The organism is Amycolatopsis stemonae (assembly GCF_054781455.1).
Genome location: NZ_BAAGUJ010000009.1, coordinates 94,702 through 110,777 on the forward strand (window position 1 = coordinate 94,702; position 16,076 = coordinate 110,777).

The 16,076-nt window shown below is 73.5% G+C and carries 15 protein-coding genes; 10 read left to right on the forward strand and 5 right to left on the reverse strand.

What is annotated here, in order from left to right; translation table 11 throughout:
- Positions 1 to 25 precede the first annotated feature (25 nt).
- The 6 genes from ACYVLJ_RS30115 (at position 26) to ACYVLJ_RS30140 (ending at position 6,821) form a co-directional block, all read left to right on the forward strand.
- On the forward strand, positions 26 to 1,441 hold the full coding sequence (locus ACYVLJ_RS30115; RefSeq protein ID WP_460441205.1) for an amidohydrolase family protein: 1,416 nt from the start codon (positions 26 to 28) through the stop codon (positions 1,439 to 1,441).
- Positions 1,441 to 2,385, forward strand: coding sequence for a dipeptidase (locus tag ACYVLJ_RS30120; protein WP_460441206.1), 945 nt, complete (start codon positions 1,441 to 1,443; stop codon positions 2,383 to 2,385). The genes ACYVLJ_RS30115 and ACYVLJ_RS30120 overlap by 1 nt, the downstream gene beginning before the upstream one ends.
- Positions 2,382 to 3,572, forward strand: a complete 1,191-nt coding sequence (locus ACYVLJ_RS30125) for an NAD(P)/FAD-dependent oxidoreductase (RefSeq protein WP_460441207.1) — start codon at positions 2,382 to 2,384, stop codon at positions 3,570 to 3,572. Before ACYVLJ_RS30120 ends, ACYVLJ_RS30125 begins: the two co-directional genes overlap by 4 nt.
- On the forward strand, positions 3,569 to 3,931 hold the full coding sequence (locus ACYVLJ_RS30130; RefSeq protein ID WP_451981700.1) for a RidA family protein: 363 nt from the start codon (positions 3,569 to 3,571) through the stop codon (positions 3,929 to 3,931). Before ACYVLJ_RS30125 ends, ACYVLJ_RS30130 begins: the two co-directional genes overlap by 4 nt.
- Before the next feature lie 47 nt (positions 3,932 to 3,978).
- A complete protein-coding gene (locus ACYVLJ_RS30135; protein WP_460441208.1) occupies positions 3,979 to 5,184 on the forward strand; it encodes a PucR family transcriptional regulator in 1,206 nt (401 codons plus the stop codon).
- 200 nt (positions 5,185 to 5,384) lie between these two features.
- The gene (locus tag ACYVLJ_RS30140) at positions 5,385 to 6,821 is read left to right on the forward strand and encodes a sialidase family protein (protein WP_460441209.1); all 1,437 of its coding nucleotides are present in this window, start codon (positions 5,385 to 5,387) and stop codon (positions 6,819 to 6,821) included.
- A gap of 16 nt (positions 6,822 to 6,837) precedes the next feature.
- Here the strand turns inward: ACYVLJ_RS30140 and ACYVLJ_RS30145 are convergent, their stop codons facing one another.
- The 3 genes from ACYVLJ_RS30145 to ACYVLJ_RS30155 are packed head-to-tail and all read right to left on the reverse strand — an operon-like array spanning position 6,838 to position 9,146.
- Positions 6,838 to 7,587, reverse strand: a complete 750-nt coding sequence (locus ACYVLJ_RS30145; RefSeq protein ID WP_460441210.1) for an MBL fold metallo-hydrolase — start codon at positions 7,585 to 7,587, stop codon at positions 6,838 to 6,840.
- 12 nt (positions 7,588 to 7,599) lie between these two features.
- Positions 7,600 to 8,826, reverse strand: coding sequence for an RNA polymerase sigma factor (locus ACYVLJ_RS30150; RefSeq protein WP_460441211.1), 1,227 nt, complete (start codon positions 8,824 to 8,826; stop codon positions 7,600 to 7,602).
- Positions 8,823 to 9,146 (reverse strand): YciI family protein, encoded by a 324-nt coding sequence (locus tag ACYVLJ_RS30155; RefSeq protein ID WP_460441212.1) that lies wholly within the window; start codon positions 9,144 to 9,146, stop codon positions 8,823 to 8,825. Before ACYVLJ_RS30155 ends, ACYVLJ_RS30150 begins: the two co-directional genes overlap by 4 nt.
- A 246-nt stretch (positions 9,147 to 9,392) precedes the next feature.
- On the opposite strand from ACYVLJ_RS30155, the gene ACYVLJ_RS30160 reads away from it, so the two are divergent.
- Positions 9,393 to 10,115, forward strand: coding sequence for a dienelactone hydrolase family protein (locus ACYVLJ_RS30160; RefSeq protein WP_460441213.1), 723 nt, complete (start codon positions 9,393 to 9,395; stop codon positions 10,113 to 10,115).
- 1 nt (position 10,116) lies between these two features.
- Here ACYVLJ_RS30160 and ACYVLJ_RS30165 read toward each other — a convergent pair whose 3' ends face one another.
- Complete coding sequence (locus ACYVLJ_RS30165) at positions 10,117 to 11,025, reverse strand: class I SAM-dependent methyltransferase (RefSeq protein ID WP_460441214.1); 909 nt, start codon at positions 11,023 to 11,025, stop codon at positions 10,117 to 10,119.
- A gap of 45 nt (positions 11,026 to 11,070) precedes the next feature.
- A complete protein-coding gene (locus tag ACYVLJ_RS30170; RefSeq protein ID WP_451981724.1) occupies positions 11,071 to 11,457 on the reverse strand; it encodes an STAS domain-containing protein in 387 nt (128 codons plus the stop codon).
- Positions 11,458 to 11,719: 262 nt separating this feature from the next.
- Here ACYVLJ_RS30170 and ACYVLJ_RS30175 point away from each other — a divergent pair, with 262 nt between their 5' ends.
- The 3 genes from ACYVLJ_RS30175 to ACYVLJ_RS30185 are packed head-to-tail and all read left to right on the forward strand — an operon-like array spanning position 11,720 to position 16,049.
- Positions 11,720 to 13,102, forward strand: a complete 1,383-nt coding sequence (locus tag ACYVLJ_RS30175; protein WP_451982241.1) for an FAD-binding oxidoreductase — start codon at positions 11,720 to 11,722, stop codon at positions 13,100 to 13,102.
- Positions 13,099 to 14,484 carry a carboxylesterase/lipase family protein gene (locus ACYVLJ_RS30180; RefSeq protein WP_460441215.1) on the forward strand — a complete coding sequence of 462 codons (1,386 nt, stop codon included), beginning with the start codon at positions 13,099 to 13,101 and terminating at the stop codon, positions 14,482 to 14,484. Before ACYVLJ_RS30175 ends, ACYVLJ_RS30180 begins: the two co-directional genes overlap by 4 nt.
- On the forward strand, positions 14,484 to 16,049 hold the full coding sequence (locus ACYVLJ_RS30185) for a helix-turn-helix domain-containing protein (protein ID WP_460441216.1): 1,566 nt from the start codon (positions 14,484 to 14,486) through the stop codon (positions 16,047 to 16,049). Before ACYVLJ_RS30180 ends, ACYVLJ_RS30185 begins: the two co-directional genes overlap by 1 nt.
- The last annotated feature ends 27 nt before the right edge of the window (positions 16,050 to 16,076 follow it).

The following is a 16,076-nucleotide window of genomic DNA, read 5'->3' on the forward strand; positions in this document are numbered from 1 at the left end:
AGAGCTGGAGAACGAAAGGACGACGATGTCACTCCTGCTGACTGGCGCGACCGTCATCGACGGCGTTTCCGACAAGGGCATCGACGGTCACGCGATCCTGATCGACGACGGCCGCATCGTGGCGATCGGGCGCCCGGACGAGCTGACCGGCACCGAAACCCTCGACCTCAGCGGGAAGTTCGTCATCCCCGGGCTGATGAACGCCAACGTGCACCTCCTCGTGAACGTCCTCTTCGAGACGCTCGTCCGGTACGAAGGGCGCTACGAGGACCTGATCGTCGAGGCCGCGCAGGTCGCCCTGAAGAACGGGATGACGACGGTCTTCGACACCTGGGGCCCGCGACGCGCGCTGACGGCGGTCCGCGACCGGATCGACCGGGGCGAGACGACCGGCAGTCGGATCCGCTGCGCGGGCAACATCATCGGGTTCGAGGGCCCGTTCTCCGACGACTTCGACAAGCGGATCCCCGGCGTCGGGAGCACCCACTTCGTCGACCGGGTGAACGCGACGTGGGTCGAGAACGTCGGGCGGCACCTCATGTGGCTCACGCCCGAGGACGTCGGCAAGGAGGTCCGCGCGTACCTCGAACGCGGCGTGGACTTCGTCAAGTACGCGTCGAACGAGCACGGCGGAGCTTCGGCCGGTGCCTTCCTCCAGTTCTCGGAGCGCACGCAACGCGTCATCGTCGAAGAGGCCCACCGCGCCGGGTTGACCGCGCAGTCCCACACCGGGACGGTCGAGGGCCTGCGGATGGCCCTGGAAGCGGGCTGCGACCTCGTGCAGCACTGCAACATGACCGGCCCCACCGAGATCCCGCGCGAAACCCTCGACCTCTTCGCCGAGAAGAACTGCGGCGCCGTCGTCTTCCCCTTGACCGACAACGGGATCAAGGTCCTCAAGGAGTCCATTTCGGACTTCGAATGGACCCTGTGGAAGGCCTCGGACGCCAACGCCCGCAACCTCGTCGACTCGGGCGCGTCGATCCTCCTCGCCAACGACGGCGGCATCTTCGCCCCGGAGGTCATGACCGAGCCGATGATCAAGGGCACCTGGAACGGCCTGCCCGAAGAGGAGGGCCTGGGCCGCCTGGCGACCGGCCACTTCGTCTGGCTCCGGGCCATGGAGGAAAAGGGCATGTCGCCGATGGCCTTGCTGCACGCGGCGACCCGCAACGTCGCGAAGGCCTACCACGTCGATGACGATCTCGGGACGCTCGAACCCGGCAAGATCGCCGACATGGTGGTCCTGGACGAGGATCCGTTGCGCGGCGCCAAGAACTACCAGAGCATCCACGCCGTCATCAAGGACGGCGTCGTGGTGGACCGCGACGCGCTGCCGGAGCGGCCGTTGCTGACCGCGGACCTCCCGCCTTCGCTCGAGGAAGAGGCCCGCTACAAGAAGGCCCTCCACCACGGCGCGCGGCTGCCCGGGTGCCACTGATGCCGGTGTGGGAGCAGCACTGCTGCCTGCCGCTCGACCCGGACACCGACGTCGGCGCGTTGTTGCGGTACGCCGAGGCGGGCGCGTCGTTCGTGTCGGTGAACGTCGGCTACGCGCCGCACGACATCGCCGGCACGATCCGGGTGTTGTCGGGGTTCCGGCGGCAGCTGCTCGCCCGGCCCGACCGCTACGTCCTGGCCCGCACGGCCGAGGACGTGCGCGAGGCCGAGGCCACCGGACGGCTCGCGGTCGCGTTCGACCTCGAAGACACCAACCCGCTCGGCGGGCGGCTCGACCTCGTCCGGACCTACTACGACCTGGGTGTGCGCACGATGCTGCTGACCTACAACCAGCGCAACGCGGCCGGCTCGGGCTGTCACGACGAGACCGACGGCGGCCTCACGAACTACGGCCGGGCGGTGGTGGCCGAGATGAACCGGGTGGGCATGGTGGTCGACGTCGCGCACTGCTCGTACCGGACGTCGATGGACGTCTTCGCGGCGTCGACGGCGCCGGTGGTGGTGTCCCACACCGCGGCGCGAGCGGTGCACGACGACCCGCGCAACGTGGGGGACGACCAGCTGCTCGCGTGCGCGGCGACCGGCGGGGTCGTCGGGATCGACGGCGTGGGGATGTTCCTGGGACACAACGACGCGAGCACCGAGACGCTCGTCCGCCACGTCGAGCACGCCGTGAAGCTCCTCGGCTGGGAGCACGTGGGCCTCGGGCTGGACTACTGCTTCGACCAGGCCGGCGACGAGCTGGCCGCGAACCCCGACCTGTTCCCGGCGAGCTACGCGCGGTGGGACCGGCTGGAGTTCGTCGAGCCGGAGCGCCTGCCCGGCATCGCCGAGGCCCTGCTGGAACGCGGCCACGCGCCGGAGGCCGTCGACGGGATCATGGGCGGGAACTTCCTGCGCGTGGCGGAAGCGGTGTGGCGATGACCCGGGTGGTGGTCGTGGGCGCCGGCGTCGTCGGGCTTTCGTGCGCGTGGTTCCTGCAGGAGCACGGCGCGGAGGTCACCGTCCTGGAGCGGTCGGTCGTCGGGGCGGGTGCGTCGTGGGGCAACGCCGGCTACCTCGTGCCGGCCATGGTGGCGCCGCTGGCGGAGCCGGCCCTGCTGCGGGAGGGCCTGCGCAGCCTGCTCACCCCGGGCTCGCCGGTCTCGGTGAGCGGGCGGCCGTCCGTGGCGTTCCTGGCCGGGTTCACCCGGAACGCGACCGCGTCCCGGTGGCAGCGCGGGATGGCCGCGCTCGGGCCGCTGGCGGCCGACAGCCTGGGCGCGTTCGACGAGCTGATCAAGGGTGGTGTCGCGGCGGAGGTCCACGAGCGGACCGTCCGGATCGGGTTCACCGCCGGCCAGGACACCGCCGGGCTCGAGCACGAGCTCGCCGGCGCGTCCTACCGGATCTCGGCGGGCCACGAGGCGCCGTTCTCCGACCTCGTCACGCAGGTCCTGCACCTGGAGGGCCAGCGCTTCCTCGCGCCGGGCGCGTTCCTCGACGCGCTCGCCAGGTCGGTGCGCGAGCGCGGTGGCGAAGTCGCCGAGGGCGCGCACGTGCGGTCGATCGGGTTCGGGCCGGGCGGGCTGCAGGTGGACACCTGGGCGGGACCGCCGAACCGGGCCGACGCCGTCGTGCTCGCGACAGGTGCGTGGCTGCCGGAGCTGGGCCGCCGGCTGGGCGTGCGCGTGCCGGTGCAGGCCGGGCGCGGGTACTCGTGCAGCGTCCGGCTCGCCGGACCGCTCCCGGGTCCGGCCTACCTGCCCGGCGCCCGGGTGACGCTCACGCCGTACGGAGACCGGGTCCGCGTCGCGGGCGCGATGGAGATCGCCGGCCGGGACGCGCCCTTCGACGGTCGCCGCCTGGACGCTGTCCTGCGTTCGCTCCACCCCCTGATCGACGCCGGCTGGGACGACGTGCGCGAACCGTGGGTCGGGTCCCGGCCGCTGACGCCCGATGGCCTCCCGGTGATCGGCGCGACGAAGGTTCCCGGCGTCCACGTCGCGGGAGGCCACGGCATGTGGGGCGTGACGCTCGGACCGGTCACCGGGAAGCTGCTGGCCGCGCAGGTCGTGTGCGGGACACCCGCCATCGCCCCGTTCGACCCGCTGCGAGGAAGGCTTCGATGAAACCGAACGCGATCACCCCGCCGCCCGCGCCGGCGTTCCGCCGTCAGGGCGACCTCCTGCTGCTCTCGGGCCAGGTCGGGGTCGACGACGGCTGGCGGCCGGTGACCGGGGCCTTCCAGGACGAGGCCCGCGCGGCCTTCGCGAACGTCCGGCGGGTGCTGGCCGAGGCCGGCGCGCGGCCGGACCAGGTCCTCAAGGTCACCGCCTACCTGGCCGACCTCGGCGACTTCGCCGGCTACAACGAGGTCTGGATCGAGGAGTTCCCCGATCGGCGGCCCGCCCGGACGACGATCGGCGCGCCGCTCGTCCAGCCCTTCCGCGTCGAACTCGACGTCGTCGCGTGGCTCGGCGAAGACTAGGCCGACCGGGTTACATTCACGGGCGTGATGCGTCCGGACGCGGTTCCGTGAGCGAAGACCTGCAGCGGGTGGTCGACACGCTGGCCCGGCAGCTGGGCCGGTCGGTCGCGGTCGACGACGTCCACTTCCGGCTGCTCGCCTACAGCGCGCAGGCCGGCCCGATCGACGACATGCGCGCGCGGGTGATCCTGAACCGCGAGGCGCCACCGGAAGCGGTCGCCTGGTTGCGGCGGTTCCGGCTCCCCCGCGCCGACGGGCCGGTCCGCCTGCCCGCGTCGGCGGAGTTCGACCTGCTCCCGCGGGTCGCGATCCCGATCCGGTTCCAGGGCGTCCAGTTCGGCTACCTGTGGCTGATCGACGCCGACGACCCGGTCGACAACGCCGGGCTCGCGCTCGCCGGGGTCGCGGCCGGCGAAGCCGCGGAGGTGCTGTTCCGCGAGCGGGCCCTGGGCGAGTTGCACGACGCCCGCGTCGGGGAGCTCCTCCGCGACCTGCTGTCGGACGACGAGGCGGCACGCGCCCTCGCCGCCGACGGGCTCGTCGAGTCGGACCTCTTCGCGGCCCGCGGTGACGTCGTCGCCGTCGTCGTCGCGCCCTTGCCGGTGGCCGGGCAGGAGGTCGACGCGGGTGACCGCCTGGCGCTCGGCGCGGCGCTGCGTGCGGCCGCCACGGCCCTGCCGGTCCGCGAGAGCATGGCCCTGGTCCGCCCCGGCCACGGACTGCTCGTCGTGACGCGGCGCGCGCTGGACCGGCTCCCCCGGCTCGCGGACGAGCTGTGCTCGTCGGCGGTGCGGCGGCTCGGGCGCGCCGATCGGTGGCGGGCCGTGGTCGCCGGCGTGGGCCGTCCCGCGGCGCGGCTGGCGGACGTCGCGACGTCGTACCGGCAGGCGCTCGACGCGATCCGGGTCGCCGACGTCATCCCCGTGTTCCGGCCCGTCGCCCGCCACGACGCGCTGGGGATCTACGCCCTGCTGGCCGCCCAGCCGCGCGAGCAGCTCCGCGGCATGGGGGTCGCGCAGGCGATCACGGCGCTCGTCGAGGCCGACCCCGAACTCCTCGTCACGGCGGAGACCTTCCTCGACCGCGCGGGCGACTCCCGCGCGGTGGCCGAGTCCCTCGGCGTCCACCGGGCGACGGTCTACCACCGGCTCCGCCGCATCGAGGAACTCACCGGCTTCGACCTGGGCGACGGGGAACGCCGCCTGGTCCTGCACCTGGGCATCAAGGCGGCGAGACTGCTCGGCGACATCTGAGGCCTTCGACTGTCCACTTGCGACCAGGTAAGCGGTGGGCCAACTCCTGGGCCGTTCGGCCGCCACCGAACGGGTCTGGATCGGTCGAGAGCCTTTACGGCGCCCGCGGCGAGTGGCTGGATCGACAGTCGTCACGGCCCGCAACGGCGATCCCGCTGCCCGCCTCGGATTATTCACTCGACGGAGAAGGTGAACGCGCCATGCCGTTTTCCCGAAAACTCGTCACCGCCACCGCACTGCCCGCCGTCGTGGTCGGCGGGCTCCTGGTCGCCGCGACGCCCGCGTCCGCGAACGTCACCGTGACCCAGGTCAGCTCCGATCCGTTCACCGACGCGCAAGCCCAGCACAGAACCGAGGTCGAACCCGACACGTTCGCGTTCGGGTCGACCATCGTCTCCACCTTCCAGGTCGGGCGCGTCTCCGGCGGCGGCTCGTCCGACATCGGCTTCGCCACCTCCACCGACGGCGGCGCGACCTGGACGCAGGGCTTCCTGCCCGGCACGACCGCCAACACCGGCGGCCCCTGCGGCCAGATCAGCGACGCGGCGGTCGCCTTCGACGCCAAGCACGGCGTCTGGCTGATCTCCGCCCTCGGCGTCACCTGCCCGAGCGGCACGCCGGTGCTCACCAGCCGCTCCACCGACGGCGGCAAGACGTTCGGCACGCCCGTCACGACGGCCACCGGCTCGCTGGACAAGAACTGGATCGCCTGCGACAACACGGCGTCCAGCCCGTTCTTCGGCAATTGCTACACCGAATACGACATCACGAGCTCCGGTGACTCGATCCGGATGAAGACCTCGAGCGACGGCGGGCTCACCTGGGGCCCGGCCCGAGCTCCCGCCGGCACGCACACCGGGCTCGGCGGCCAGCCGGTCGTCCAGCCGAACGGCACCGTCGTGGTCCCGTACCTCTCGCTCAACGACCAGATCCGCAGCTTCCGCTCCACCACCGGCGGTGCGAGCTGGACCTCGACCGTCCAGGTCGCCGCGGTCAGCCACCACGACGCGGCCGGCGGCCTGCGCGAGGAAGCCTTGCCCACGGCCGAAATCGACGCCACGGGCACGGTCTACGTCGCGTGGTCGGACTGCCGGTTCCGCTCGGGCTGCCCGCGCAACGACATCGTGCTGAGCAAGTCCGCGAACGGCACCACGTGGTCGGCTCCGGCACGCGTCCCGATCGACGCCACCACCAGCACGGTCGACCACTTCGTCCCCGGCATCGGCGTCGACGCGTCGACCTCGGGCACGAGCGCGCGGATCGGCCTGACGTACTACTCCTACCCGGACTCCGCCTGCACCGCCGCGACCTGCCAGCTCGACGCCGGGTTCATCTCTTCGACCAACGGCGGCACGAGCTGGAGCACCGCCACCCAGGTCGCCGGCCCGATGAGCCTGTCGTGGATCCCGAACACCTCGCAGGGCCGGATGTTCGGCGACTACATCTCGACGTCGGTCCGCGCCGGCGGCAACGCGTTCCCGGTCGTCCCGATCGCCACCGCGCCGACCGGCTCGACGTTCAACCAGGCCATGTTCGCCCCGGCCGGCGGCCTGCCCCTGACCGGCGGCGCCCGCCGCGCGACGGACAATCCGGCGCCGCAACCGGCTGCGGCGCACTCGGCCCTGACCGCCTTCTGACCCCCGATGCGCCGGGTCAGCGTCGCGCCTGCTCCAGGTTCGCCTGGTGGGGGCGGGCGAGCCAGTCCTGTTCGAGACGGACGTCGACCGGGTCTTCACCTCGCCTCAGCGCGTCGAGGTAGGCGTGGTCGGCCGCGAAACGGGCTGCCACCTCCGGGCCCTCGGCGACCGCGCCGTGGCCGGGGATCACGACGCCGACCTCTCCCGCGGCCTCGGCCAGCCGGTCGAGGGCCGTCTGGTACGCGTCCGGCTGACCGGGGCGGCGGGGGTCGAGCAGCGGGATCAGGACGTCGGACAGCATGTCGCCGGCGATGAGGACGCCGCGGTCCGCGAGGAGGAGGGCCGCGTGGCCGGGGGCGTGCGCGTCGTGCTCGACGAGCTCGCCCGGCAGCGGTCCGCCGTCCCCCGGGAGCGGGGTGAGGAGCGCGACCAGCTCGAGCGGGATCCCTGACGCGCTTTCCGCGGCCATCGCCTGGGCCCGCTCGCGGGCTTCACCCGCGACCGAGGCGCAGGTGGACGTCGCGTAGCGCGGCACGTCGCCGAACCGCGGGTGCCAGAGGAGGTGGTCCCAGTGGGGATGCGTGGAAAACCCGGCCACCACCGGGACGCCGAGCGTTTCGACGTCGTCGGCGAGCTGGTCCAGGTCGGCGCCGGCGATGCCGGGGTCGACCAGGATCAGGCCGTCGTCCGCGCGGACCACGACCGCGTTGCTCCACACCCATTCGCTCTGCCGGACCCAGACGCCATCCGCCACCTGCTTCAGCACCGGACCACCCTGTCACACCACGAGGTCCCGGCGGCGGATCAGCGCGGCGGTTTCGGCGGTGTTGCCGGCCAGTTCGATCGCCTTGTCGTACGCCGCGCGGGAATCCCGCGTGCGGCCCAGCCGGCGCAGCAGATCGGCGCGGGTCGCGTGGTAGGCGTGGTAGCCCGCCAGCTTCTCCGCCAAGCGGTCGACGGCCGCCAGCGCGACGTCCGGGCCGTCGAGTTCGGCGACCGCGACGGCCCGGTTCAGGGCGACGACCGGTGACGGGTCGAGGCGGACGAGCTGGTCGTAGAGCGCGAGGACCTGCGACCAGTCCGTGTCGCGCATGGCGCGGGCGGACGTGTGCACGGCGTTGATCGCCGCGAGGACCTGGTAGGGGCCCGGCGCCGCCCCGGTGGCGAGCCGCTCGCGCACCAGCCGGTGGCCCTCGGCGATCAGCGTCGCGTCCCAGGTTCCGCGGTCCTGCTCGTCGAGGGCGACCAGTTCGCCGCCGGCCGAGACGCGGGCGGGGCGGCGGGCCTCGGTGAGGAGCATCAGGGCCAGCAGCCCGGCCACCTCGCCGTCGTCCGGCAGCAGGGCGCGGATCAGCCGGGTCAGCCGGATCGCCTCGGTGGTCAGGTCGTGCCGGACCGGGCTTGTGTCCGGGCCGGTGGCCAGGTAGCCCTCGTTGAACACGAGGTACAGCACGGTGAGCACGCCGGCGACCCGGGCCGGGAGGTCCTCCGCGGCGGGCACGCGGTACGGGATGCGCGCTGCCTTGATCTTGGCTTTCGCCCGGGTGATCCGCTGCCCCACGGCCGTCTCGGCGACCAGGAACGCGCGGGCGATCTCGGGCACGGTCAGGCCGCCGACCATGCGCAACGTCAGGGCGAGCCGGGCTTCCACCGCCAGCGCCGGGTGGCAGCAGGTGAAGATCAGCCGGAGCCGGTCGTCGTCGATGGCGCCCGGCGGCTCGGGCGGGTCGTCGTCGTAGCCCATCCGTGCCTCCTTCTGCTTGTCGTCGCGCTTGCTTTCGCGCCGGATCCGGTCGATGGCCTTGCGGTTGGCGGTGGTGGTCAGCCAGGCGCCGGGGCTGGGCGGCACGCCGTCGGCCGGCCACCGCTCGACGGCGATCGCGAACGCCTCGGCGGCCGCGTCTTCGGCGATGTCGAGGTCGCCGAAGCGCCTGGTCAGGCCGGCGACGACCCGGGCCCACTCCTCCTGGTGGGCCCGGGTGACGGCCGCTTCGACGTCGTTCACCGGAACGGCCGCACTTCGATCTTCCGGTCGCACACCTTCGACGCCTCGGCGGCGAGCTTGAGCGCGACGTCCAGGTCGGGGGCCTCCCACACCCAGACACCCGCGAGGTACTCCTTGGACTCCACGAAGGGCCCGTCGGTGACCACCGGCTGCCCGCCGCGGTTGTCGATCACCGTGGCCGTGGTGGTGTCGGCGAGCCCGCCGGCGAAGACCCAGTAGCCCTCGGCGATCAGGCGGTCGTTGAACTCGCCGATCGCGGGCTGCCGGTCCGTGCTGCCGGGGTTTTCCTTGTCGTCGATGACGGAAACCAGGTACTGCATCCGAAGCTCCTCCCTTGTCCGTGTGTCAGTTTCCCGTGCCGAGGAACGCCGCCGGCCCGATCCGACAACCTTGCCGGAAGGTATTTCGGTGGCGAGCCGTGGCCGTCGCTGCTACCTTTCGCCGGAGCCGTGCGAGAGACCGAGGAGGTGGTACCCGTGAACCAGACGACATGGGTGCTCCCCTCAGGGGTCACGGCCGGGCGATAGGTCGTCCGGGAGCGCCGAGCCCTCCCGAAAGGCACGACCATGCACTTCACTTCCGAACAGCGCCTCGACGACGGCGTCCTCGAGCGCGCGTTCACCCTCGGCGACATTCCCGGCGTCCTGTGGACGCCCGCGTCCGCACCGGCTCCGCTGATCCTGCTCGGCCACCCCGGCGGGATCGGCCGGATGCACCCCCGGCTGGTGGCCCGGGCCCAGGCCTGCGCGGCCGAGGGCTACGCGGCGGCGACCATCGAGCTTCCGGGCGGCGGTGACCGGCCGCGGCTGCCCGCCCTCGAAGCGGCCCGCGCCGACCTGCGGCGGGCGCTGGCCGCCGGCGAGCCCGTCGACGAGATCGTCGACCGGCTCATCCTTCCGCTGGCCGAGCAGGCGGTCCCGGAATGGCAGGCCACCCTGGACGCCCTCCTCGAGCTGCCGGAGATCGACGGCCCGGTCGGGTTCGCGGGCGGGGTGCTCGCCGTCGCCATCCGGCTGGCGGCGATCGACCCGCGGATCGTGGCGGCCGTGCTGTTCGCCGGGAGCTACGTGCCGCGCAGCATGCTCGAGGAGGCCCGGCAGGTCACCATCCCGCTGCTGGTCCTGCTGCAGTGGGACGACGAAGGCAACGACCGGCAGCTGGCCCTGGACGTGTTCGACGCCCTCGGCTCGAAGGAGAAGACGTTGCACGCCAACATGGGCGGGCACACCGGCGTCCCGCGGTTCGAAGGGGACGCCGGGAACCGGTTCTTCGCCCGGCACCTGAAGTGAGTCAGCCGAGGACGCCGCGGACGTAGCGCACGGTCCCCATCCGCAGGCCGTCGTCGTCCAACGGCGGCAGGGCGCTGGCCGCGAGCAGCTCGCCGACGCTGCTCCCGGTCAGCGCCCAGCCGCGTTCCACCAGGTACGGACCCGCTTCGTTGCGCTCGCCGAAGTAGCGCAGCTTCGCCATGTCCGGGTCGAACCCGCGCTCGCGCCAGCGGGCGGAGATGCGGTCCAGGCGTTCCTTCGTCTCCTCCTCGTCGCCGGGCTCCGGGTTGGGCCGGCTTTCCGTGGCCACGCGGCTGCCCGGTGCGCTGAGCTCGGTGATGGTGTCCAGCAGGCGGTCCTGCGCGTCCGGCGGCAGGTAGCCCAGCAGGCCTTCGGCGCTCCACGCGGCCGGCCGGGCCGGGTCGAAGCCGGCGGCGCGCAGGGCCGCGGGCCAGTCGTCGCGCAGGTCGACGGCGGCCACCCGCCGGTCGGCGGCGGGCTCGGCGCCCAGCTCCGCCAGCGCCCGGGTCTTGAATGCGACGACCGGTGGCTGGTCGACCTCGTACACCACCGTCCCGGCCGGCCAGGGCAGCCGGTACGGGCGGGAATCCAGCCCCGAAGCCAGGATCACGGCCTGGGTGACGCCCGCGTTCGCCGCGTCGAGGAAGAAGTCGTCGTAGAACCTGGTCCGCACCTTGGCGACGTCGATCGCGCTCCGCTCGACCAGGTCGCCGGGCGGGGTTTCGCCGCTCGCCAGCCGGGTGAGCAGGTCGATGCCGACCGCCCGGACCAGCGGTTCGGCGAACGGGTCGTCGACGAGCGAACGGTCCTCGCGGGTCGCGATCGCCCGGGCCGCCGCGGCGGCGGTGGCCGTCGCGCCGACGCCGGCCGCGAGGTCCCAGGTGTCTCCGTCGTGCCGGTGAGTCGTCATGGTCCGATCATGCCAACGAACCAGTCCGGCTGACCGGCGCGCGACCTAGCGGTCCCTGACCGGCTGGGGCAGCCGCGGCACCAACGCGAACCACGCCAGCGCTTCCGCCGTGCTGGCGTGCAGCGGGAGGACGTGTTGCAGGCTCAGCGCGGTGATCGGCCGCAGCAGTGCGCGGTGCCGGCCGACCACCGCGAACGGGACGGCGTTCCCCTCGGCGGCGGCCGCCGTGGCCAGCAGGATCGTCAGCGTGCGGGCGCCGCAGAACGTCACGGCCGAGGCGTCGAACACCAGGGCCGGCGGGGTCAGCCGGAGCTCGCGGTCCAGCAGGGTTTCCAGGCGGCCGGTCACGGTCAGGTCGAGGTCGCCGGCCGCGGTGACCGCGCTCGCGTCGGCGGTGGTCGTCACGGCGAAGGTGGCCGTCGGTGAGGGCATGCGATGCCTCCTCGGTGGGCACCGTGCGGCCCGGGTGCGGACCCACGGCAGCCCGGATCGGGGGCTGGGTGCGGGGCACGACGGCTGCAGGCTGAACCGCTGCACCGCCACCCTACATTCGATGCGAAAACGATGCATCCAGCCGACGTCGGACCACTGTGGGACGAGCACACTCGCCGGCCCGTCCAGTGGGGATTTTCCCCATGGCCACAGCGCCGCCTCCGCCCTAGCGTGGACCCCGGTGACGAGGAGGTTCCCGCTGATGGTGCTCGACGACCTGACCGCCGTGCTGCCGCCGGACCGGCTGGTCCGCGATCCGGACGTCCTGGCGGGCTTCGCCCACGACGAGGCCGAGTGGGCGCCCTACGCACCACCCGCCGTGGTCGTCCGGCCGCACAGCGCCGAAGAGGTCCAGGCCGTGGTGAAGGCCTGCCTGAAGAGCCGCACCCCGCTCGTCCCGCGCGGCGCCGGCACCGGCCTCTCCGGCGGGGCGAACGCCGTCGACGGCTGCGTCGTGCTGGTCACCGACCGGCTCACCGCGGTCAAGGAGATCGACGAGCGGGAGCGCTACGCGGTCGTCGAGCCCGGCGTCGTCAACGACGACCTGCGCGCGGCCTGCGCCGGGCGCGGGCTCTGGTACCCGCCCGACCCGGCCAGCTCGCCCTGGTCGACCATCGGCGGCAACGTCGCCACCAACGCCGGCGGCGTCTGCTGCGTCAAGTACGGCGTCACCCGCGACTACGTCCTCGGCCTGCAGGTCGTCACCGGCACCGGCGAGCTCGTCCGGCTCGGCCGCCGCACGGCCAAGGGCGTCGCGGGCTACGACCTGACCGGGCTGCTGGTCGGCTCGGAGGGCACCCTCGGCGTGGTCACCGAGGTCACCGTGCGGCTGCGGCCGGCCCGGGCCGCGGAACGGACGGTCGCCGGGTACTTCGACACGACCGTCGCCGCCGGGCGGGCCGCGGCCGCGGTCGCCGCGCGGGGCGTGCTGCCCTCGGCGCTCGAGCTGGTCGACCGGCACTGCCTGGCCGCCGTCGACCGGTGGAAGAACATGGGCCTCAGCGCCGACGCGAACGTCGTCCTCCTGGCCCGCACCGACGCACCCGGCGCCCTCGGCGAGCACGAAGCCGCGGAGATCCTCGCCTGCTTCGAAGGAGCGGGCGCGACGTGGGCGGCGCAGTCCACCGACCAGGCCGAGGCCGACGCGCTGTTCTCCGCCCGCCGCCTCGCCTACCCGGCGCTGGAACGGCTCGGCCCGCTGCTCACCGAGGACGTCTGCGTGCCGACGCAGGCCGTGCCCGAAATGCTCGCCCGCATCGATGCCGCAGCGCAGCGCCACGGCGTGCTCATCGCCAACGTCGCCCACATCGGCGACGGCAACCTGCACCCGCTGCTGGTCACCCCGGCCGGCGACGAAACCGCGAAGAAGAACGCCCAAGCCGCGTTCGACGACATCATCGCCGGCGCCCTCGACCTCGGCGGCACCGTCACCGGCGAACACGGCGTCGGCCTGCTCAAGCAACCCGGCCTCTCGCGCGAGCTCGGCCCGGCCGTGCTCGAAATGCACCGCGCGGTCAAGAAGGCCCTCGATCCGCACAACATCCTCAACCCCGGCAAGGTCTTCCCCGAAGGGACACCCGCATGATCGTCCGCACCCCCGCCGGCGAAGTCCGCGGCGAGCCGACCGCCACCGGTGTCCGGTTCCGCGGCCTCCCCTACGCCGCCGCGCCCGAGGGCGACCTGCGGTTCGCCCCGCCCGCCCCGGCGCCGTCGTGGGACGGCGTGCGCGACGCCCGCGAAGCCGGGCCCACCGCGCCCCAGAAGCGCCGCGAAATCCCGGGCCTCGACCTGTCGGCCGTGGTCGGCACCGGCTGGCGCAAGGGCGCGGAGTACCTGACGGTCGACGTCTGGACGCCGGACCCGGGCGCGTCCGGGCTGCCGGTGCTGGTGTTCGTGCACGGCGGCGCGTTCATCGGCGGGACCGGCTCGGCCCCGGTCTACGACGGGACGGCGTTCACCCGCGCCGGCGCGGTGCTGGTCACCGTGCAGTACCGGCTCGGCATCGACGGCTTCCTCCCGCTGGACGGCGGCGCGACCAACCTCGGCCTGCGCGACCAGCTCGCGGCGCTGCACTGGGTCCGGGACAGCATCGCCGCGTTCGGCGGCGACCCCGGCAACGTGACGTTGTTCGGCGAGTCCGCGGGCGCCATCAGCGTCGCCTGCCTGCTCGGTTCGCCGCTCTCGGCCGGGCTCTTCCGCCGCGCGATCGTCCAAAGCGGACACGCGAACATGGTGCGCGGGCAGGCGGAGTTCGAGCGGCTGACCAAGACGGTCGCCGACGTGCTGGGCGTCGAACCGGCCGCGGAGGCGTTCCGGAAGCTCTCGAGCGAGCAGCTGCTCGACGCGCAGGACGTGCTGCTGACCCCGGGGCGCGGCCCCGACCTGCGGGGCGAGGACGGCCGCGACCGCAGCTTCGGCCTCAGCCCGTTCCTCCCGCTGGTCGGCGACGACGTCCTGCCCGAGCACCCGGGCGAAGCGATCCGCAACGGCGCCGGCGCGGACGTCGACCTCGTCGCCGGGACCTGCCGCGAAGAGATGCTGCTGTACTTCGGCCCGACCGGGCTGCTCGACGTCCTCACCGACGAGCAGGCCGTCGCGACGCTGTCGGCGTCGCACCCGGACGCGGCGGGCGTGCTCGAGGGCTACGGCCTCGGCGGCGGCCGGAAGGCGGGCGAAGTGTTCGTCGAGGCCATGACCGACCTCGTCTTCCGCGACGGCGTCAAAGAGCTCGTCGAAAGCCACCGGGGCCGTTCGTTCCGCTACGAATTCGACTGGCGCGCCCCGAAACTCGGTGCCTGCCACGGCATGGAGCTGCCGTTCGTGTTCGACTCCCTGGCCGCGTCCGCCGGCCTCGTCGGCGAAAACCCGCCCGCGGAGCTGGCCCGCGAAGTCAACGGCGCGTGGGCGCGGTTCGCCGCCACCGGCGACCCCGGCTGGCACCCGCACGAGACCACGCACCTGGGCTGATGGACACCCACGGCCTGCGCGAGCTCTACGACCTCGTCCTGCGCCTGTCGGCGGTCCACGACCTCGACGCGCTGGTGCAGGAGGTCGTCGACCACGCGCGGCGCCTGCTCGGCGTCGACGTCGCGTACCTCGCGCTGGCCGAACCGGACGGCTCGCTCGTCATCCGGGTCACCGACGGCTCGCTCGGGCCGCGGCTGCGCGGGGTCGTGCTGCCGCCGCACGGCGGGCTGGCCGGGCAGGTGGCCGACACGGGCGAGCCGGTGCAGAGCGCCGACTACCTCGGCGACGCCGCGTTGACCCACTTCGGCGAGGTCGACCGCGTCGCCGAGGACGAGGGCCTGCGCACGATCCTCGGCGTGCCGCTGCGGCTGCGCGGCAAGGTGGCGGGCGTGCTGATGGTGTCGCAGCGCGCGGTGCGCCGGTTCACCGCCGCGGAGTCGTCGCTGCTGACGTCGCTGGGGTCGTTCGCCGCGATCGCCATCGAGAACGCCAAGCTGGTGACCGCGCTGGCGGCGGCGAACGACCGGCTGGAACGCGCGGTCCGGCTGCACGACCGGCTCTCGGAGGTGGCGCTGCGCGGCGGCGCGCCCGAAGACGTCGTAATCCCGCTTTCGGAGCTGGTGCCCGGCTTGGTGCTCGTCGCCGACGAACACGACGAGGTCCGCGCGGCCGCTCGCGCCGGAGCCCTCGTGGCGGCGCGGCTCGACGGGAAGCCGTCGACGCTGTTCACCGGCGCCCGGCGGACGCGCGCCGGCGAGCGGGCCGTGACCGTGCCGGTCGCGTCGGCGAACGCGTACTTCGGTGCCCTGCAGGTGGTTCCCGATGCTCCGCTCGACGAGGCCGACGTCCGGCTGCTGGAACGCTCGGCGATGACGGTCGCGCTGGTGGCGTCGGTCGAACGGGCCGAACGCCGGACGGCGGAGGAGCTGGTCGAGCACGTCGTGACCCGCCGCGTCCGCGAAATCCCGGCGTACGCCCGCGACCTCCGGCACCCGCACCTGGTCGTGGTGACCGAAGACCCGCGGCTGCGGGCCCTCGCCCCGCTCTCGTCCACAGTGGACGGCCGGGTGGTCGCCCTGGTCCGCGCCGGCGAAGGGACGGTCCGCGCCTGGTCACTGGGCACGACGGGCCTGGCGGGCCCGGCCACCGGGGCGGCCGAGCTGGCCGACGCCTACGACGACGCGGTCGCGTGCCTGCGGGCGTTGGAAGCGCTGGGCCGCACCGGGTCCACGGCGTCGCCCGCCGACCTGGGCCCCTACCGCTACCTGCTGAGCCAGACCGGCCGCGAGGAGGCGAACACCTTCGCCGGACGCACCCTCGCCCCGCTGCTGACCCACGACGAAGACCGCGGCACGGACCTGGTCCGCACCGCCGAGGTCTTCCTGCGCAACGGCCGCCGCAAGACCCCGGCGGCCGAAGAGCTGACGATCCACCCGAACACGCTCTACCAGCGCCTGGACCGCATCACCGCGTTGCTGGGCGAGGACTGGCAGGAGGGCGACCGAGCGCTGGACGTCCAGCTGGCGCTGCGCATCCACCGCCTCTCCCGCGGCCTGACGTCGTGAGTGTTCAGGGCGGTCAGAACCGCCCTG